This window comes from Lutibacter sp., from assembly GCF_041596795.1.
Taxonomy (GTDB): Bacteria; Bacteroidota; Bacteroidia; order Flavobacteriales; family Flavobacteriaceae; genus Lutibacter.
In genome coordinates, this window is sequence record NZ_JBFHHX010000054.1 from 1 (window position 1) to 20,229 (window position 20,229).

At 29.2% G+C, this 20,229-nt stretch carries 19 protein-coding genes; 12 read left to right on the forward strand and 7 right to left on the reverse strand.

Annotated elements, in window-relative coordinates; genetic code table 11:
- Window positions 1-252: 252 nt before the first annotated feature.
- The 5 genes from ABY298_RS08065 to ABY298_RS08085 all read right to left on the reverse strand — a co-directional run bounded on the left by ABY298_RS08065 (window position 253) and on the right by ABY298_RS08085 (window position 8,000).
- On the reverse strand, window positions 253-1,650 hold the full coding sequence (locus ABY298_RS08065) for an efflux transporter outer membrane subunit (RefSeq protein ID WP_372745512.1): 1,398 nt from the start codon (window positions 1,648-1,650) through the stop codon (window positions 253-255).
- Between the two features lie 2 nt (window positions 1,651-1,652).
- A complete protein-coding gene (locus tag ABY298_RS08070; protein WP_372745513.1) occupies window positions 1,653-4,805 on the reverse strand; it encodes an efflux RND transporter permease subunit in 3,153 nt (1,050 codons plus the stop codon).
- Window positions 4,806-4,819: 14 nt separating this feature from the next.
- Window positions 4,820-5,959 carry an efflux RND transporter periplasmic adaptor subunit gene (locus ABY298_RS08075; protein ID WP_372745514.1) on the reverse strand — a complete coding sequence of 380 codons (1,140 nt, stop codon included), beginning with the start codon at window positions 5,957-5,959 and terminating at the stop codon, window positions 4,820-4,822.
- 35 nt (window positions 5,960-5,994) lie between these two features.
- Window positions 5,995-6,495, reverse strand: coding sequence for a GbsR/MarR family transcriptional regulator (locus tag ABY298_RS08080; protein ID WP_372745515.1), 501 nt, complete (start codon window positions 6,493-6,495; stop codon window positions 5,995-5,997).
- Between the two features lie 320 nt (window positions 6,496-6,815).
- Window positions 6,816-8,000, reverse strand: a complete 1,185-nt coding sequence (locus ABY298_RS08085) for a class I SAM-dependent RNA methyltransferase (protein WP_372745516.1) — start codon at window positions 7,998-8,000, stop codon at window positions 6,816-6,818.
- Window positions 8,001-8,130: 130 nt separating this feature from the next.
- Between ABY298_RS08085 and ABY298_RS08090 the strand changes: the two genes are divergently transcribed.
- From ABY298_RS08090 to ABY298_RS08100, 3 genes are all read left to right on the forward strand, one after another.
- Entirely contained in the window at window positions 8,131-8,859 is a 729-nt protein-coding gene (locus ABY298_RS08090; protein ID WP_372745517.1) for a class I SAM-dependent methyltransferase, read from the forward strand.
- Window positions 8,856-9,530 carry a ZIP family metal transporter gene (locus ABY298_RS08095; RefSeq protein WP_372745518.1) on the forward strand — a complete coding sequence of 225 codons (675 nt, stop codon included), beginning with the start codon at window positions 8,856-8,858 and terminating at the stop codon, window positions 9,528-9,530. The genes ABY298_RS08090 and ABY298_RS08095 overlap by 4 nt, the downstream gene beginning before the upstream one ends.
- 69 nt (window positions 9,531-9,599) lie before the next feature.
- Entirely contained in the window at window positions 9,600-9,995 is a 396-nt protein-coding gene (locus tag ABY298_RS08100) for a hypothetical protein (RefSeq protein WP_372745519.1), read from the forward strand.
- 127 nt (window positions 9,996-10,122) lie between these two features.
- Here the strand turns inward: ABY298_RS08100 and ABY298_RS08105 are convergent, their stop codons facing one another.
- On the reverse strand, window positions 10,123-12,321 hold the full coding sequence (locus ABY298_RS08105) for a RecQ family ATP-dependent DNA helicase (protein ID WP_372745520.1): 2,199 nt from the start codon (window positions 12,319-12,321) through the stop codon (window positions 10,123-10,125).
- A gap of 159 nt (window positions 12,322-12,480) precedes the next feature.
- On the opposite strand from ABY298_RS08105, the gene ABY298_RS08110 reads away from it, so the two are divergent.
- The 6 genes from ABY298_RS08110 to ABY298_RS08135 are packed head-to-tail and all read left to right on the forward strand — an operon-like array spanning window position 12,481 to window position 16,728.
- Window positions 12,481-13,449: an SIS domain-containing protein gene (locus ABY298_RS08110; protein WP_372745521.1), complete on the forward strand. Its 969-nt coding sequence runs from the start codon at window positions 12,481-12,483 to the stop codon at window positions 13,447-13,449.
- A 1-nt stretch (window position 13,450) separates the two neighbouring features.
- The gene (gene tatC / locus ABY298_RS08115) at window positions 13,451-14,266 is read left to right on the forward strand and encodes a twin-arginine translocase subunit TatC (RefSeq protein ID WP_372745522.1); all 816 of its coding nucleotides are present in this window, start codon (window positions 13,451-13,453) and stop codon (window positions 14,264-14,266) included.
- On the forward strand, window positions 14,259-14,612 hold the full coding sequence (locus ABY298_RS08120) for a carboxymuconolactone decarboxylase family protein (RefSeq protein ID WP_372745523.1): 354 nt from the start codon (window positions 14,259-14,261) through the stop codon (window positions 14,610-14,612). Before tatC ends, ABY298_RS08120 begins: the two co-directional genes overlap by 8 nt.
- Window positions 14,613-14,666: 54 nt before the next feature.
- Entirely contained in the window at window positions 14,667-15,401 is a 735-nt protein-coding gene (gene lptB / locus ABY298_RS08125) for an LPS export ABC transporter ATP-binding protein (RefSeq protein WP_372745524.1), read from the forward strand.
- A 12-nt stretch (window positions 15,402-15,413) separates the two neighbouring features.
- Window positions 15,414-16,328, forward strand: coding sequence for a glutaminase (locus ABY298_RS08130; RefSeq protein WP_372745525.1), 915 nt, complete (start codon window positions 15,414-15,416; stop codon window positions 16,326-16,328).
- A gap of 31 nt (window positions 16,329-16,359) precedes the next feature.
- Window positions 16,360-16,728 carry a DMT family protein gene (locus tag ABY298_RS08135; RefSeq protein ID WP_372745526.1) on the forward strand — a complete coding sequence of 123 codons (369 nt, stop codon included), beginning with the start codon at window positions 16,360-16,362 and terminating at the stop codon, window positions 16,726-16,728.
- A 3-nt stretch (window positions 16,729-16,731) separates the two neighbouring features.
- Here the strand turns inward: ABY298_RS08135 and ABY298_RS08140 are convergent, their stop codons facing one another.
- Window positions 16,732-17,469, reverse strand: coding sequence for a phosphatidylcholine/phosphatidylserine synthase (locus ABY298_RS08140; protein WP_372745527.1), 738 nt, complete (start codon window positions 17,467-17,469; stop codon window positions 16,732-16,734).
- Window positions 17,470-17,545: 76 nt separating this feature from the next.
- On the opposite strand from ABY298_RS08140, the gene ABY298_RS08145 reads away from it, so the two are divergent.
- The 3 genes from ABY298_RS08145 to ABY298_RS08155 form a co-directional block, all read left to right on the forward strand.
- Complete coding sequence (locus ABY298_RS08145) at window positions 17,546-18,514, forward strand: YheT family hydrolase (protein ID WP_372745528.1); 969 nt, start codon at window positions 17,546-17,548, stop codon at window positions 18,512-18,514.
- Between the two features lie 53 nt (window positions 18,515-18,567).
- Window positions 18,568-19,632 (forward strand): PorV/PorQ family protein, encoded by a 1,065-nt coding sequence (locus tag ABY298_RS08150; RefSeq protein WP_372745529.1) that lies wholly within the window; start codon window positions 18,568-18,570, stop codon window positions 19,630-19,632.
- Between the two features lies 1 nt (window position 19,633).
- The coding region (locus tag ABY298_RS08155) for a DUF4105 domain-containing protein (RefSeq protein WP_372745530.1) at window positions 19,634-20,229 on the forward strand (596 nt) is incomplete at its 3' end.

A 20,229-nucleotide genomic window follows, 5' to 3' on the forward strand; every position in this document is an offset into this window, starting at 1 on the left:
AAAAAGTAGAACTGTGGTTGATAAAACCCCAACAAGAACTGAAAGCAGAAGTACAACAAACTCTTCTAGCAATTCAAGAAGTTCAGAAAGAAAAGCAACTGAAAGAACAAGATCTAGTGAAAATAAAGCTTCATCAAAAGAGCGTTCTTCAGATACTTCATCAAAAAGAAGAGGATAAAAATTACTTTATATAAACAAAAAGCCTTTTAGCATAAAAACTAAAAGGCTTTTTTAATTAACCAAACTCAAATATTATCTCCAACCACCACCAAGTGCTTTATACAAATCAATAGTATATTTTAGCTGGTAGTATTGTGCATTTATTAAACTTAATTGTGAATTTAAAGCATTCTCTTGTGCATTTAACACCTCTAAATAATTGGCTAAACCATTATTTAATAATTCTTGCGAATAGCTACTTGCCATATTATATGCGTTAAATTCTTTTTCTTTAATTATTATTTTTTCGGTTGCAGCTTTGTAACTATACATGGCATCCGAAACTTCTTTACTTGCATTTAAAACGGCTTCTTTAAAACGTAACAACGCTTGTTCTTGTTGCGCTTTTGAAACTTCAAACTGAGTTTTCACTTTTCTTCCATTAAATATAGGTTGAGTTAATCCGCCTATAACAGATGAAAACAATGAATTTGCATCAAAAAAGTTATCAAAATCTAAACTTTGAATACCACCTGAAGCGGTTAAAGTTAAAGAAGGGTAAAAATTACTTTTAGCAACATTTGTTAATTCAAAAGCTTGTACAAATTGCGATTCCGCAGCAATTACATCGGGTCTGTTGCTTAATAGCAGCGCAGGAACACCAATTTCTAATGAAGTTGTAATTTTTTGCGCGTTAAAAGTACTTCTTTCAATAGAGGTTGATGGTTTACCTAATAAAATAGCCATCGTATTTTCCAATAAATGAATTTGTTCATTTAAATCTATCAAAATAGCTTTGGCTGTGTATAATTGTGCTTCTGTTTGCTTTACCGCAACCTCAGTTACATCACCAGATTCTTTTAAAGCACTTGTTGTTGTTAACCCTTTTTCACGTGTTAAAATAGTTTCTTTGGTTATTCTCACTTGCTCATCTAACGATAAAAGTTGAAAATAAATAGCTGCAATTTGAGAAACCAACGTAGTTTTAATAGCCTGATGTGCCGCTACCGATTGTAAATAAGATGCCTCAAAGGCACGTTTATTACTTCGTATTTTTCCCCAAATATCAGCTTCCCAAGACAAATTTGCACTTAAGGTATATTGATTATATGGCGATGATCCAGCATAAATTCCATTGTCAGAAAATTCTTGATGGGTATATTGACCCGTTCCATTTAACGTAGGTAAATAACCTGCTTTTCCTTGTTTTAAATAAGCTTGTGCAGCTATAATTTGCTGTAATGCAACTCGGTTATCAATATTATTTTCTAATCCTTCATTAATATATTTTTGAAGTAATTCATCTGTAAATAATTCTTTCCAAGAAACCATAGCCATTGATAAACTATCTTTAGAGATGGCATCAGTTCTAAAACTATTTTCTGAAACAATAGCTGTTGGTCTTACATACTCTTTTGCTGTAAAACACGATGCTAATATCATCGGTAATCCTACAATTAAAAGTATTTTATATATTTTTTGTGTTTTCATTTTTAAATGTTTTCTTCTGAATTTTCAACAATAATTGGGGTTGGTACACCTGTAATTTTTTCTTGTAACCATTGAAATACAACAAACAATACTGGAATTACAAAAATTCCAAAAATAGTACCAATCAACAATCCACCAGCTGCACCTGTACCAATAGAATTATTTCCTGCTGCTCCTACTCCTGTTGCCAACACCAACGGCATTAATCCTAAAATAAATGCAAAAGATGTCATTAAAATTGGTCGTAATCTAATTTTAGCTCCTTCTATAGCAGCATCGGTTAAACTAAAGCCTTGTTTCCTTTTTTGAATGGCAAACTCTACAATTAAAATGGCATTTTTAGCCAACAAACCAATTAACATAATTAATGCAATTTGAAAATATATATTATTTTCTAATCCCATAAAATAGGTAGTAATATAAGCTCCAGCTACCCCAATAGGTAATGAAAATATTACAGATAATGGTAATAAATAGCTTTCATATTGCGCTGCAAGTAAAAAGTAAATAAAAAGTATACTAATTATAAAAATAATAACACTTTGTCCTGCTGAAGCAATTTCTTCACGTGTAATTCCTGAATAAGCAATAGAATATCCATCTGGTAATTCTGTTTCAGCTAAATTATTAATAATTTTAATTGCATCACCAGAACTATATCCTGGAACAGGCGATCCATTTACCGTAACCGAGTTAAATAAGTTAAAACGATTGATGGATTGAGGTCCATACACTCTACTTAAAGTTACAAATTGAGAGATAGGCGCCATTTCTCCGCTTGGAGTTTTAACAAACATACTGTTCAAACTATCCTCATTTGTTCTATCATCTGGTAATGCCTGAATAAATACTCTAAATTGTTTTCCAAACCTACTAAAATCAGCAGCATAATAACCACCTATATATCCTTGAATTGTAGATAAAATAGTATTTATAGATACACCTGCTTGTTTTGCTCTTTCTTCATTTATATTTAATTCTAATTGTGGATAATTTGTACTGAAAGAATTTGAAACAAAGGCAATTTCAGGTTGTTGTCTTAATGTATTTAAAAAGCTTTTAGAAGTTTCATCTAATTTACTTAATTCACCTGCCGACTTATCTAAAATACGCATTTCAAAACCTTCAGAAGAACCAAAACCTGGAACACTTGGTGGTGTAAAGAAAATAATATTAGCTTCACTTATAGTTGCTGTTTTCTGAAAAAGTTGTCCTACAATGGCATTTACAGATTCTTCTGCCGATTTTCTATCTGCCCAATCTTCTAAAATAATAAATCCTAACGCGTTTGAACTTCCTTCACCCGAAAAAAAGTTACTACCATTTACAAATGATCCTGTTTTAACCCCTTTAATGGTTTTAATTATTGTAGAAAGTTCTTCTGTTACTTGAAAGGTTCTATCTAAAGAAGCACCTGCCGGCAACTCAATATTTGCAAAAATAACTCCACGGTCTTCTGTTGGAACAAATCCTGTTGGAATAATTTTGCCAATAAAAATAATTGCAGCAATACTAGCTCCTAAAACACCTACGGTTACCCATTTATTTTTAATTAAAAAACCTAATGATTTTCCGTATTTATTTGCAGTTGCATTAAAACCAGTGTTAAAAGCACCATAAAAACGTTGCAATAAACTTTGATTTTTTTCATCGGCATGTTTATACTTTCTTAAAAATATAGCACACAATGCAGGTGTTAAAGTTAGAGCATTAATTGCCGAAATAAATATGGCAATCATTAACGTTACACCAAATTGTTGGTAAAATACTCCTGAAGGTCCTGTGATAAATGTAATTGGTAAAAACACCGCAATCATAACTAATGTAATAGAAACAATTGCTCCACTAATTTCGCTCATTGCAGATACCGATGCTTTTCGGGCATCTTTTATTCCTCCTTCAAGCTTAACGTGTACCGCTTCAACAACCACAATGGCATCATCTACTACAATACCAATAGATAAAATAATAGCAAACAGTGTTAACAAGTTAATAGAATACCCAAATAAATTAAGGAAAAAGAAGGTTCCAATAATTGATACAGGTACAGCAATTGCCGGAATTAAAGTAGATTTTAAATCTTGTAAAAAGATAAATACAACCACAAATACCAATAAAAATGCTTCAATAATAGTTGTTTTTACTTTATCTATAGATGCTGTTAAAAATTTATTGGTGTCATAATTTACTAAATAATGTACTCCTTCTGGAAAATCTTTTTCCAGCTCATCTAATTTTGTATAAAGATTTTCAATAATTACTTGCGCATTTGATCCAGGAGTTTGAAAAACACCAAAATTTAAAGAAGGAAATCCTTTAGATCTAGAAGTGCTTGCATATGAATATGCATCCAATTCAATTTTAGCCACATCTTTAACTCTTAAAAACTGACCGTTATCTAAAGCTTTAATAATTATATCTCCATATTCCTCAGCTGTTTTATAACGTCCTTTATATTTTATAACATATTCAAATGATTTACCTGAATTTTGGCCTAAAGAACCTGCTGCTGCTTCTAAACTTTGTTCATTAATTGCTGCAATTACATCGGTAGGTACCAATTGATAATTTGCCATTTTATTAGGGTCTAACCATACACGCATTGCGTAATCTTTAGCACCAAATACGTTTAAAGCACCTACTCCATTAATACGCAACAACTCTGGCTTAATATTAATATTTAAATAATTTTGAAGATATGTGTCATCATATTCCGGGTTTTCAGAATAAATAGCTGCATATAACAGTGCTGAATTTTGTTGTTTTGCAGTGGTAACTCCAGCTCTAATAACTTCTGCAGGTAATGATGAATTTGCTCTGGAAACTCTGTTTTGCACGTTTACCGCTGCAATATCTGGGTCGTATCCTTGTTCAAAAAATACTTGAATACTTGCTGCTCCAGAATTACTTGCTGTTGAAGTTATGTAGGTCATACCTTCTACACCATTAATTTGTTCTTCAATTGGAATTATTACGCTTTCTAATATTGTTTCTGCATTTGCTCCAGGATACGATGCCGTAACTTGAACTGTTGGCGGCGCAATATCTGGATATTGAGTTACAGGTAACTGCGATAAACCTAATACCCCTAGTATAACTATTATAATAGAGATAACCGTTGAAAGCACTGGTCTTTCAATAAATTTCTTTAACATATGTGTTTAATTAATTATTTAAATACTGTTTGAAATGAGCTTGTAATACTATCTAGTGGAGTTAAAACTGGCGCAATTTTCATTCCTGGTCTTACTTTACCAACACCTTTTGCCAATATTATAGTTCCTTCTTGTAAACCACTTTCAACAATATATAATTTATCTGAAGTATTTGAAATTGTAATTGCACTGTTTACCAATGAATCTCCTTGAACAGTATAAACAAATGTTTTACCTTGATTTTCAAAAGTGGATTCTGAAGGAACAACCAATGCATTTTTATAAATTTTAGGAACTGAAATTGTACCACTACTACCGTTTCTTAATAAGCCGGCATCATTATTAAATTTAGCTCTAAAAGTTACAGATCCTGTTTGTTGATTTATATCACCAGTAATGGTTTCAATTGTTCCTTCTTGTTCATAAACTTTACCATTTGCCAATTGTAATTGAACTTTTGGTAAGGCTTTAATTTTTTGTTCAATAGTGGTTCCTTCGGCATTTTCAATAAATTCTATAAATGCTTTTTCATTCATTGAAAAATACGCATACACATTTTTTATGGAAGATACATTTGTTAAAGGCAACGAATTGGAAGCACTTACTAACGCTCCTTTTCTATAATTAATAGATCCAACTACCCCATTTACAGGACTTTTTACATTGGCATAATTAATAGTTGCAATTACACTATTGTAAGCGCTTTTTGCTTGTTCTAACTGTGCCTTTGCTGTTTCTAATTGAATGTTACTAATAATATTTTTTTTAACTAGCGGAATTAATTTGTTTACTGCTAATTGTGCTGTATTTACATTGGCTTTTGCAGCTGCAGCATCTTGACTTAAGGATTGAGTTTCTAATTTAAATAAAAGCTGACCTTGTTTTACTATTTGCCCCTCATCAACCAATACATCTTGTATATAGCCAGTAACTTTTGGTCGTACCTCACTATTTACTTCTCCTTCTATAGTTGCTGGAAATTTTTGAAAACTTGTGGTGGTTTGTTGCATAACTTTAACAACAGGAAATGGCAAAACCATGCTTTTTGGTGGCATTTGTTCTGTATTTTCATTTCCGTAACTACTCATACTTATTACGATACCAAAAATAATGATAACGCCAGGTATTAAATAATAAATGATTTTATTTTTCATAATGTTGAATTTCTATAATTGTTTTTAATTTTTATTTAATCAATATGTTTGTCAATTAATTTTTTTCTTAATGCTAGAATGGATGTTGTAGCTTCATTTAAAAAAGTAATATAATCTGCATGAATTCCTAAATCAAACTTAGAATCTTCTTCTATTGTTTCTAGTTGATTAAAAGAATCTTTAAATTCTTTTATTTCTTGGTGTAATATTTTTTGAGAATTCCAAGTCTCAATCATATCATCAATATTCTGAATAATCCGATCTTTATTCACAATAAAATATTTTTTTCGATCACCGGTTTTAGTAAAATAAGTTAGTTTTTTTAATCTTTGTAAATTGGTTAAATGGGTTGAAATAGTACTTTTACTTGCGCATAAACCATCTACTAACTGATCAAACGTAGTTCCTCTTTTTCCATTTAAAATAACCAGAGCAACAATTCTTGCAGCTAATGGCGCAAAATGATCTACTGCTTCCAGATGCACTCCTAACTTTTCTACTAATTCTTTCTTTTTTAAATCAAAATCTATTATCATAAAAACTATTTTTATGTTGCAAATATACGATTAGTTCGGAAAACACCGAACCAAACAAACCTTTTTATTGTTAAAATTTTATTAAATTGAATAATAATTAACCTAAACAACTATATATCATAGTTTTAAAAATAACTTTTTTGTGAAAAAATAATTTAAACTACATTAATTCCCCTTTAAAAAAAGAGATTTTCACTATAAATAAAGGTCAAAAAATAAAAAAACATCGAATTTAATTCCGTTTTACGAGAATAAAATTCGATGTTTTAAAATTTATTAAAATTACTGTAAATTAATACCTATTATTAATTGTATAAATATTATTCCTCTTCTTCAGAAGAATTTTTATTCATTTTTTTTGCTTTTCTACTACCTTCATACATATCGTAACGCACATAAATACAATCTAAATCACCATTTTTAAGTGGAATTCTTCTAGAAGTACGTAAGCCAACATGTTTTATGGCATCTAAATTGGATGTAATAAACCAAACGGTAGAATCTGGATAGCCAGATTTTAGAGTATCGCCAATATTTTTATAAAACGCTTGCATATCAATATCTAAACGTTCTCCATATGGCGGATTAAATAAAATTGTTGTTTGCCCAAACACTTCTTTTTGTGAATTAAAAAAGTTAATATGATGCACACCAATAAATTCACTTAAATTAGCATTTTCAACATTTTCTTTTGCTTTGTTAACTGCTGAAGGTGCTTTATCAAATCCCATAATTTTAAAATGAGAACTTCTTATTTTTTTCAAAAGTGCATCTTGTATGGTAAAAAATAAGTCTTCGTCGTAATCTTTCCATTTTTCAAAACCAAATTCTTTTCTATTAATATTTGCAGGAATATTATTAGCTATCATGGCGGCTTCAATTAAAATAGTACCAGAACCACACATTGGATCTATAAAATTACAATCGCCTGTATAACCAGATAATAAAACCAAACCAGCTGCTAAAACTTCGTTTATAGGCGCAATATTGGTTGCGCTTCTATACCCACGTTTATGCAAAGAATCTCCCGAGCTGTCTAATGATACTGTACATAAATCGTTTTGAATATGTACGTGAATTTTTAAATCGGGATGCTTAACATCTACATTTGGTCTTTTATGATATTTATGTCGAAAATAATCGGCAATTGCATCTTTAGATTTTAAGGATATGTAATGAGAATTTGTAGTGAAGTTTTTAGAATTTACCACAGCTCCAATAGCAAAAGTGCTATCAACATCCATTTCACGCTCCCAATCAATAGTTTGTAGTTTTTTATATAAATCGTCTTCATCACCAACTTTAAATCGTTTTATAGGTTTAAGCACTCTAATTGCTGTACGCAACGCTATATTTGCTTTATACATAAAACCTTTATCTCCAGAAAAAGATACGTTTCTAACGCCAACTTCTACATCTTGTGCTCCTAATTGCTTTAATTCTTCGGCTAAAACTTCTTCTAATCCAAAAATTGTGGTGGCAACCATTTTAAAATTACGACTCATATAAAATATTTTTGCAAAAGTACTTAAATAAAAAGTTATATCAATTACTTGAAAAATTTTATAGTTTAAAAACCATGTAAAATTAAAACTTTAGCAAACAAATTGTTAATTTTGCAGCTATTCAAAAATTATGACAAAAAATAAAGATTGGTTTGTTTCTTGGTTTGATACCAATTATTACCATACATTATATAAACATAGAGATTATAAGGAGGCAGAAGTTTTTATGCTGAATTTAGTATCTTTTTTAAAAATTAATAAAGATACTCTTTTGTTAGATTTGGCGTGTGGTAAAGGCAGACATTCTATTTACTTAAATACCTTAGGCTATAATGTTATTGGTGCAGATTTATCTAAAAACAGTATAAAAAAAGCCAAAAAACATGAAAATGAACGGTTGAGTTTTGTAGAGCACGATATGCGCAAACCGTTTAAAACAAAATTTGATGTTATATTAAATTTATTTACAAGTTTTGGTTTTTTTGAAGATGATGCAGAAGATATTGCCATTTTACAAAATATTAAAAATGGTTTAAAACCTAATGGTGTTGCCGTAATTGATTTTATGAATTGTAAAAATGTAATTTTAAATTTAGTAGCTGAAGAAATTATTAAAATTGATACTATTACTTTTAACATAAAACGATATGTTGAAAATGGCTTTATTGTAAAAGAAATTAACTTTAATGCCGATGGAAATACCCATACATATTTTGAAAAAGTAAAAAACTTAGATTTACAAAAAATAAATTCTTACTTAAATTCTGTAGGATTTAAAATTAAACATACTTTTGGTAACTATCAATTAGAGGATTTTAACGAAGAAACCTCTGATCGTTTAATATTAGTTTTAGAATGACATATATTGCACTTATTTCATCGGTATTAGTTGGTATTTTAATTGTTTTTGGATTAAAACCAGGTAACAAAACCGTTCAATTATCTCTTGCGTTTAGTGGAGCTTACTTACTATCTATCACTATTTTACATTTATTTCCAGAAATTTATATAACCTCTGAAAATACCAATGCCGGATTATTTATTTTACTTGGTTTATTACTACAACTTGTTTTAGATTTTTTCTCTAAAGGAGCAGAACACGGACATATTCATATACAAGAAAACACCCATTTTCCTTGGGCATTATTTATTAGTATTTGTATCCATGCTTTTATGGAAGGAATTCCTTTGGCACATAATCATCATCATGAATTTTTATTGTGGGCTATTGTTATACATAAAGTTCCAATTGCAATTATTTTAGGAACGTTTTTTGTAAAATCAGGTATTCCAAAAGTAAATGCAATTACTTTTTTATTATTATTCTCAATAATGTCTCCTTTAGGTAGTTTAGCTGGAGAAAACATCACATTTTTAACCACCTATAAAACAGAAATTACCGCTATAATTATTGGAATATTTTTACATATTTCAACTATTATTTTATTTGAAACTTCCAAAGATCATAAGTTTAATTTATTAAAATTTATAGCAATTTTAGTTGGTATGGTTGTAGCTTATATGGCTTAATTAACACAAAAATTATTATGAATTTCTTTATTGAACAATTTAAAAAATAAACAATTTTTACTAAGATAAATGGCTTATACAATTAATTGGACGGATACAGGAGTTTATGTTACTTCTTATGGAATTGTAAAAACAGAAGATGTAATTAGTGTTATAAATACTTTAATAGCAGATTCTAGATTTGATTCTTTAACTTATATTTTAAAAGATTTTAAAAATGTAACTGAGTTTATTTTAAATGAAGAAGATTTAAAATTAATCTCTAGTCTTACAAAAACTCCAATCAAATGGAATCCAAGAATAAAATCATGTTTTGTAACTGCTAATACTGAACTTCAAAACATATTTTATCAATTTATAGAAATTATGAAAGAAACCAAGTGGGAAATGAAAATTTTTGATTCAAACAAAAATGCTCTTAAATGGTGCACTCAAGATCAAAATACAATTAAAAACAAAGCGTAGGTTAAAATTATATAAATACTATTTTATTTTTTAAAAGTAAAACAGTTTACAAACTATAAAATTTCAATTTAAAATTATATAAAAAAAATCCTGCAAAAGCAGGATTTTTTTTTATGTTTAAGTGCAATTAATTTGCCACTTTACTAATAAACTTTATACGCATTAAACGCAATTCATCTTCATCATAATCGCCATCAAATTCATCTAACGCATCTTGAATTCTATCACTTGTAGATTCCATAAAGTACTCAAAAATTTCTTCTTGTTGATCTTCGTCTAGTAATTCATCTATACAATAATCAATATTTAATTTAGTTCCGCTATATACAATACGTTGCATTTCTTCAATTAACTCATTAAAAGCCAATCCTTTAGATTTTGCAATATCTTCTAGCGGAATTTTTCTATCTGTATTTTGAATAATATACAATTTAAGTCCAGAATTTTCTCCAGTACTTTTTACAATAAAATCATCTGGTCTTAAAATATCATTTTCATCAACATATTTTGCTATTAAATCTACAAATGGTTTTCCAAATTTAGCTGCTTTCCCTTCTCCAACACCATAAATATTTTTCAATTCTTCTATTGTAATTGGATATTTTAGAGCCATATCTTCTAATGAAGTTTCCTGAAAAACTGCATAAGGAGGCACACCATTCTTTTTAGCTACAGATTTTTGTAAGTCTTTTAATAATTTAATTAAAACTTCATCTGCAATTCCTCCACCACCTTTTGAACCCGTATTAATAGAAATATCGTTTGTTTCGCTATAAATATGATCTTCAGTCATCATAAAAGAAAATGGCTCTTTAATAAAATCCAACCCTTTTTCAGTTATTTTTACAACACCATATTGTTCTATTTCTTTTTTAATAAACCCAGCAACTAAAGCTTGTCTTATTAATGCCATCCAATATTTATCGTCGTGGTCTTTACCTTTTCCAAAGAACGCTTTTTCATCTGTTTTATGAGATTTTAATAACGCGTTTACCTTTCCTATTAAGGTATTAACAATGTCTTTAGATTTATATTTTTGGTTAGTTTCTTTTACAACTTCCAATAATTTTTTAAGCTCGGTTTTCGCTTCTTTTTTAGCCTTCGGATTTCTAACATTATCATCCATATTAGCTCCTAACCCGTTTACTTCATCAAAATCTTCACCAAAATAATGTAGTAAATATTTTCTTCTAGACATAGATGTTTCGGCATACCCAACAACTTCTTGTAATAGTGCATTTCCAATTTCTTGTTCTGCAATAGGTTTACCAGATAAGAATTTTTCTAATTTTTCAATATCTTTATAAGAATAGTATGCTAAACAATATCCTTCACCGCCATCACGTCCTGCTCTACCGGTTTCTTGATAGTAACTTTCTAAACTTTTTGGAATATCATGGTGAATTACAAAACGCACATCTGGTTTGTCTATTCCCATACCAAAAGCAATGGTTGCCACTACAACATCTACATCCTCCATTAAAAACATATCTTGATGTTTAGATCGTGTTTTTGCATCTAAACCAGCATGATAAGGCACTGCTTTAATTCCGTTTACTTGTAATAATTGGGCAATATCTTCTACCTTTTTTCTACTTAAACAGTAAATAATTCCAGATTTTCCTTGATGTTCTCTAATAAAACGAATAATATCAGAATTAATATTGGCTGTTTTAGAGCGTACATCATAAAATAAATTTGGTCTATTAAAAGATGCTTTAAATGTTTTGGCATTAGACATACCAAGTGTTTTTAAAATATCTTCCTGCACTTTTTCAGTAGCCGTTGCTGTTAAGCCAATAATTGGAACATCATCAATTTTTTCAATAATGGTTCTCAAATTTCTATATTCTGGCCTAAAATCATGACCCCATTCCGATATACAATGGGCTTCATCAATAGCTACAAATGATATATTTTGATCCTTTAAAAAGTCTATATATTCTTCTTTTATAAGGGATTCTGGAGCTACATATAATAATTTTGTAATTCCATTTTCAATATCAGATTTTACAATACTAACTTCCGTTTTATTTAATGAAGAGTTTAAAACGTGTGCAATACCGTGTTCAGCGGAAATTCCTCTAATAGCATCTACCTGATTTTTCATTAAAGCAATTAAAGGCGAAACTACAATTGCAGTACCTTCTTTTGCCAAAGCAGGTAATTGATAACATAACGATTTCCCTCCTCCCGTTGGCATAATAACAAATGTATCATTGCCTTCAATTATACTTCTAATAACATCTTCCTGTAAACCTTTGAATTTATTAAATCCAAAATACTTTTTCAAAGCGCCGTGTAAATCAATTTCTTTGTTGTTCATTCTTATTTTTAAGTTATACCCCTACTTTACCTAACTGCAAAGTAAATTTAACATATTCCTTTTATTTTTTTTATTAGATTTCTATTTTACTAACTTAAATAAATTAATTTTGTTAGCTAATAAATATAAAACAATTTTTTAATTCAAAAACCTAAACTTTTGAAAAAAAATAAAAGTACAATTTTACAAAACGCAGCACAAACTATTTTAGCCGAATCTAACGCTATAGCAAATTTAGTTAATTTTTTAAATGATGATTTTGAAAATGCTGTTAAATTTATTCATAATTCTAAAGGAAGAGTGATTATTACAGGAATTGGCAAAAGTGGATTAATTGCTACAAAAATTGTGGCTACCTTTAACTCTACCGGAACTCCTGCTATATATATGCATGCAGCAGATGCTATTCACGGAGATTTAGGAACTATTCAAAAAAATGATGTTGTTATTTGCATATCAAAAAGTGGAAATACTCCTGAAATTAAAGTTTTAGTCCCTTTTATTAAAAATTATGGCAACAAAATAATTGCTATTACTGGAAATACCGAGTCTTTTTTAGGTAAAAATTCCGATTTCTGTTTAAATGCTTATGTAGAAAAAGAAGCATGTCCAAATAATTTAGCTCCTACATCAAGCACTACAGCCCAATTGGTTATTGGCGATGCTTTGGCAGTTTGTTTATTAGATATGAATAATTTTTCTAACGAAGATTTTGCAAAATACCATCCTGGTGGCGCATTGGGTAAAAAATTATATTTACGTGTAAACGATTTAATTTTAAAAAATGAAGCTCCAATGGTTGCTCCTACTACTTTAATTAAGGATGTAATTATAGAAATTTCAAAAAAACGATTAGGAACTACAGCTGTTATTGATAATGATAAACTTGTTGGAATTATTACCGATGGTGATATAAGACGTATGTTAAAAGATAATTCCGATATTAGCAAGCTAATGGCTAAAGATATTATGAGTTTAAATCCAAAAACTATTTCATCTGATGCTATGGCTGTTGAGGCACTAGAAACAATGGAAAATAATAAAATTACCCAAATATTGGCAGTTGATAAAACTAAATATGTGGGAGTTGTTCATTTACATGATTTATTAAAAGAAGGTATATTTTAGTATGGCAAAAGAAATGAAAGACATGTCTTTTTTAGACCATGTTGAAGAATTAAGATGGCATTTGGTCAGATCATCATTAGCAATAATGGCATTTGGTACAGTTGCATTTTTTTTAAAAGACTTAATTTTTAATCAAATTTTATTTGCGCCAAAAGATCCCAATTTTATTACCTATCGTTTTTTCTGTAAAGTTTCTCAATTTTTTGGAACCGATGGTTTATGTATAGATGAAATGCCATTTACGTTTCAAAGTTTGGCAATGGGCGAACAATTTAGCGTGCACATTTGGACTTCTGTAACTGTAGGTTTTATTGTTGCATTTCCTTTTATTATTTGGGAGTTTTGGAAATTTATTAGTCCAGGTTTGTATGATAATGAACGAAAAAATGCAAGAAGTTTTATAATTGTTTCTTCTATTTTATTTTTTATAGGTGTACTATTTGGCTATTATGTTGTTACGCCATTATCGGTAAATTTCTTAGGAAATTATTCAATAAGTGATTTGGTAGAACGAAATATTAAAATTGATTCCTATATATCATTAGTTAGATCATCATTATTAGCTTGTGGTTTGGTGTTTGAACTACCAATTGTAATGTACTTTTTAACAAAAATTGGATTAGTTTCACCTCCTTTCCTAAAAAAATATAGAAAACACGCTATGGTACTGGTATTAATTTTGGCAGCAGTAATTACTCCTCCAGATATTATTAGCCAAATTATTGTAGCAATTCCAATACTTATATTGTACGAAGTAAGTATATTAATATCAAAAATTGTAATTAAACGACAACTAAAAAGAGAAAAAAATGCCTAATCAAATAGAAGAATTTAATGCATATCGCAAAAAAATGAATGAAAAAATTCTGTCTGATGACAATAAAGTAATCAAAAGAATTTTTAATTTAGATACTAACGCCTACGCAAAAGGACATTTAGATGTTAAAACAAAAGAGCTTTTAGGCTTAGTAGCTTCGGCTGTTTTGCGCTGCGATGATTGTGTTAAATACCATTTAGAAACTTGTTTTAAAGAAGGTGCAACCAAACAAGAAGTTATGGAAACCCTTTCTATTGCTACATTAGTTGGAGGTACAATTGTAATTCCACATTTAAGAAGAGCTTATGAGTTTTGGGAAGAATTGGAAAATAGTAGAGAGAATTGAGTATTGAGTATTGAGTTTAAAAAATTAAACTTCTAAACTTTTAACTAAAAAAGAATGATTTTAAGAGCAGAAAATATAAAGAAAAAATACGGTAGCAGATACGTTGTAAAAGGAATTTCATTAGAAGTAAAACAAGGTGAAATTGTTGGTTTATTAGGCCCAAATGGTGCTGGAAAAACAACTTCTTTTTACATGATTGTTGGTATGATTAGTCCAAATGAAGGAAAGATTTTTTTAGACGATCAAGATATTACTGATTTTCCAATGTACAAAAGAGCGCAAGAAGGTGTTGGTTATTTGGCGCAAGAAGCATCTGTTTTTAGAAAACTATCTGTTGAAGATAACATTATGTCGGTATTAGAATTTACTGATTTAACAAAAGCTGAACAAAAAGAAAAATTAGAATCGTTAATTTCTGAATTTAGTTTGGGACACGTTCGTACAAACCGAGGAGATTTATTATCGGGTGGTGAACGTAGAAGAACAGAAATTGCTCGTGCTTTAGCATCTGACCCAAAATTTATTTTATTAGATGAACCTTTTGCAGGAGTTGATCCAATTGCTGTTGAAGATATTCAAAGTATTGTAGCACATTTAAAAGACAGAAACATAGGTATTTTAATTACCGATCATAACGTACAAGAAACTTTAGCAATTACAGATAAAACTTATTTAATGTTTGAAGGTGGAATTTTAAAAGAAGGAACTCCACAAGAACTTGCTGAAGATGAAACTGTTAGACGCGTTTACTTAGGAAAAGACTTTGAGCTTAAAAAGAGAAAATTCTAACTTTTTCTTCCAATGAAATACAATAAAGTATTCAAAAAAGTAAATAAACAACTTGCTAATGTAGAAAATTTAGGGAATGTTGCTTCATATATCCCTGAACTTGGGTGTGTTGATACTTCAAAATTTGGAGTGCATTTAACAACCATATCCAACAAACATTATAGTTTTGGCGATGCTGATGAAAAATTTTCTATACAAAGTATTGCTAAAGTATTATCATTAACATTAGCCTACACCATAGAAGGTGAAAACCTTTGGAATAGAGTTGGTGTAGAACCTTCAGGAACTCCGTTTAATTCGTTAATACAATTAGAACACGATTTAGGAATACCACGTAATCCTTTAATTAATGCAGGTGCTTTGGTAATTTCTGATATTTTAGTAAGCCATTTAGTAAATCCAAAAGAAGATTTTATTGCCTTTGTTAGAAAAGTTTCTGGAATTCCAACAATTAATTATTGTAGCCGTATTGCAGATTCTGAAAAATCTGTTGGTTACAAAAATGCAGCATTAATTAATTTAATGAAATCGTACGGAAATATTAAAAATGATATAGATGTAGTATTAGATTTCTATTTTAACTTATGCTCTATTGAAATGACTTGTAAAGAGTTAGCCCAAACCTTTTTATTTTTAGCCAATTATGGTGTTTGTCCGTTTTCAAAAGAAACCATTATTAGTGTAAGTAAATCTAAACGTATTAATGCCATTATGCAATTATGTGGATTTTACGATGAAGCTGGAGATTTCTCGTTTAAAGTTGGTTTACCAGGTAAAAGTGGTGTTGGAGGTGGAATTGTAGCTATTCATCCAAATAAATACAGCATTGCTGTTTGGAGTCCAAAATTAAATGAAAAAGGAAATTCTTACAGAGGAATTAAATTTCTAGAATATTTTACTACAGAAACAGAAGTTTCAATATTTTAATTATCATTTTTTTTAATTTATTTATCCCACTATGAAATCAGTATTAACAATTGTACTACTTATTTTGTCTAATACTTTTATGACACTAGCTTGGTACGGACATTTAAAATTTGCTGAATGGAAATGGTTTAACAAACTTGGTTTAATTGCCATTGTTTTAATAAGTTGGGGAATTGCTTTTTTTGAATATTGTTTTCAAGTACCAGCAAATAAAATTGGTTTTAAAGGAAATGGTGGTCCATTTAGTTTAATTCAATTAAAAGTAATTCAAGAAGTAATAACACTTGTTGTTTTTGTTGTTTTTACCTTAGTTGTATTTAAAAAAGAAACCTTTAGAGTAAATCATTTAATTGGTTTTGTGTTTTTAATTTTAGCGGTATATTTTATTTTTAAAAAGTAACAATTACTTGTGTTCCTTATAAAAAAGTGAGAAAATAATATACATTAAAATTACCAAAGGAATTGCAATAAACTTTAAACCTGCAATTAAAATAATGGTAGCTATTAAAAAAATAAACTTCAACTGATTGTCTTTCCATTTATAATTTTTAAACTTCAAAGAAAATAACGGAATTTCAGCATTCATTAAATAACATAATACAGCTGTTAATGAAACTAAAAACCATTTATTATGAATAATTATTGAAGCTATTTCAAAAGAACTATATTCTAATATTAACGGTAACGATAAAACTACCATTGCAGAAGCAGGTGTTGGCAACCCAATAAAAGAACTTGTTTGACGCTCATCAATATTAAATTTTGCCAATCTGTACGCAGCAGCCAAAGTAATTGCCAATCCGCTAAATGATATAATTGCTGCCGTGCTAGTTTCTAAAAAAGGTTTTCCTACAAACCAACTTCCGGTTTCTATTGCTCCATTTAATAACTGAAACATTACTATTCCAGGCACTACTCCACTTGTTACAACATCGGCTAAAGAATCTAATTGTTTCCCTAATTCTCCTTGTACATTTAACAATCTGGCGAAAAATCCGTCAAAAAAATCGAAAAATATACCTAAAAAAACTAAATACGCTGCTATCACTAACTCGCCTTGTACTGCAAAAATTACACCTATAGTACCTGATAATAAGTTTAATAAGGTAAATATATTTGGAATGGATTTTTTAATATTCATCTACTATTCTTTTTGGTAAATTTAATAAACTATTTTTTAGAAAGATTTATTTATATTTAATTTTTAAAAAATAGCAATGCCTTTAATTAATACTACGTACCAACCCTCCTTTTTATTTAAAAGTACACACGTAAATACTATGTTTAAAACATTGTTTTACAGTAACAAAATTTTATATAAAAGATCTCGAATTACCACTGAAGATGATGATTTTTTAGATATAGATTTTTCTACAGTTGGCTCAGATACAATAGTAATTGCCTTGCACGGTTTAGAAGGAAGTTCAACATCTAAATATATAGTTTCATTAGTTCATTTTTTAAATTCAAAAAAAATTGATGTTGCTGCGGTAAATTTTAGAGGTTGCAGTGGCGAAGATAACAAGCAAATTTATTCCTATAACAGTGGTAAAACCGATGATTTAAACACAATTATTTATTACATACTAAATAATTTCAACTACAAAAATATTATATTGGTTGGTTACAGTATGGGAGGAAATATTACACTTAAATATTTGGGCGAAACTAAAATTCTACCTTCTCAAATAAAAGGAGCAATTACAATTTCCGTTCCTGTAGATTTAGAAGGATCATCAAATGCACTTTCGCATTGGCAAAATAAAATTTATATACAACGCTTTTTAATTTCATTAATTAAAAAAAGTTTGGTAAAACAAAAAAAACACCCCAATTCTTCATTAAATACATTGGCTATAAAAAGCGCCAAAAATTTTATAGATTTTGATAATGCTGTAACTGCGCCTTTATTTGGCTATAAAGATGCACACGATTATTGGGCACAATGTAGCTCTAAGCAATTTTTACAAACTATAAATGTACCAACCTTATTAATTAATGCTTTAGATGATACCTTTTTATCAGAAAGTTGTTATCCATTTAAAGAAGCAGCTTTAAATAAACAGTTGTTTTTTGAAACTCCTAAATATGGTGGTCACGTTGGATTTAATTCATCTATTATAAAAAAAGATATTCTTTGGAGTGAAAACCGTATTTTAGAATTTATTAATCAACTAATTTCTTAAATTTAAATGTAATCTTATAAAGTTTTTTTACATTCGCCTAAAATTATTATTTCTTGAAAAAATATTTAGCCCTTTTATTAATTATCTCACAAATCACTTTTAGTCAAACTATTAGAAAATATTCTAATGAGTTTTTAAATATTGGTGTAGATGCCCAAGCTTTTGGTATGAGTAAAGCAGTAGTTGCTACTAGCAACGATGTTAATTCTAGTTATTGGAATCCTGCAGGTTTAATTGGAATAAAAGATTATCAGGGTGCTATTATGCATGCTGAATATTTTGAAGGAATTGCAAAATACGATTATGCTGGGTTTGCTATGCCCATAGATGATAGAAGTGCCATTGGAATTAATATTATACGTTTTGGAGTTGATGATATTTTAAATACCACAGAACTTATTGATAGTGATGGAAATATTGATTATAACAGAATTAGTTTGTTTTCTGCAGCTGATTATGCTTTAAATATTTCCTATGCAAGAAGTTTACCCGTTAAAGGCCTAAACGTTGGATTTAATTCAAAAATTATTAGAAGAATTATTGGTGATTTTGCTACTTCTTGGGGATTTGGTTTTGATGCTGCCGTTCAATTTGAAAGAAATAATTGGCAATTTGGTATCATGGCACGTGATATAACTACTACTTTTAATAGTTGGAGTATTGATGAGCAAGAATTTGAAAAAATTCAGAGTGCAATTTCAGGTGAAAACCAAGAGTTACCAGAAACTACCGAAATAACAGCTCCAAAACTACAAGTTGGTGTAGCCAGAAAGTTTCAACTAGGAAGAGATTTTAATCTTTTATCTGAAGTTGATTTAAACCTTAGTTTTAGTAAAACTAATGATATAATTTCGTCGGATATTGTAAGTATTGATCCAGCTATTGGTTTTCAGGCAGATTATATTGATATTGTTTTTTTAAGAGCAGGTATTGGTAATGTGCAAAATGAAACACAATTTGATAATTCTAAAGAAGTATCTTTTCAACCAAATTTTGGGGTTGGTTTTAAATACAAAGGCATACAAATAGATTATGCTCTAACCAATATTGCAAGTGTAGGAAGCGCTCTGTATTCTAATGTGTTTTCTGTAAAATTAGATTTCGATTATTTTAAATAATATGTTTAAAAAACAGTTTACCCTTCTTCTTTTTTTAGGTTCATTTTTTATTGGTGTTGCACAAATGCAACTTTCAGATAAAGCAACAGTAAGCGTTTTAACATGTGGACCTGGAGATCAATTATATTCTACGTTTGGACATAGTGCATTCAGAATTTTTGATCCTTCAACAGGTTTTGATAAAGTATATAATTATGGAACGTTCGATTTTAATGCGCCTAATTTTTATTTAAATTTTGTAAAAGGTAAACTAACATACCAGCTTTCAACAACACGCTTTAACTACTTTATGGCGGAATATCAGTATGAAAACAGATGGGTTAAAGCACAAGTTTTAAATTTAACTGCTAATGAAGTACAACAGGTTTTTAATTTTTTAGAAAATAATGCCAAACCAGAAAATAAAAATTATCAATACGATTTCTTTTTTGATAACTGTTCAACAAAAATTGAAGCTGTTTTAGTAGCTGCACTTCCTACTAAAATTACGTTTAGCAATAATCATATTACAACGTATAAAACACATAGAGATTTAATTGCAGACTATACTAAAAATCAGAAATGGGCAAAATTTGGTATTGATTTAGCGTTAGGTTC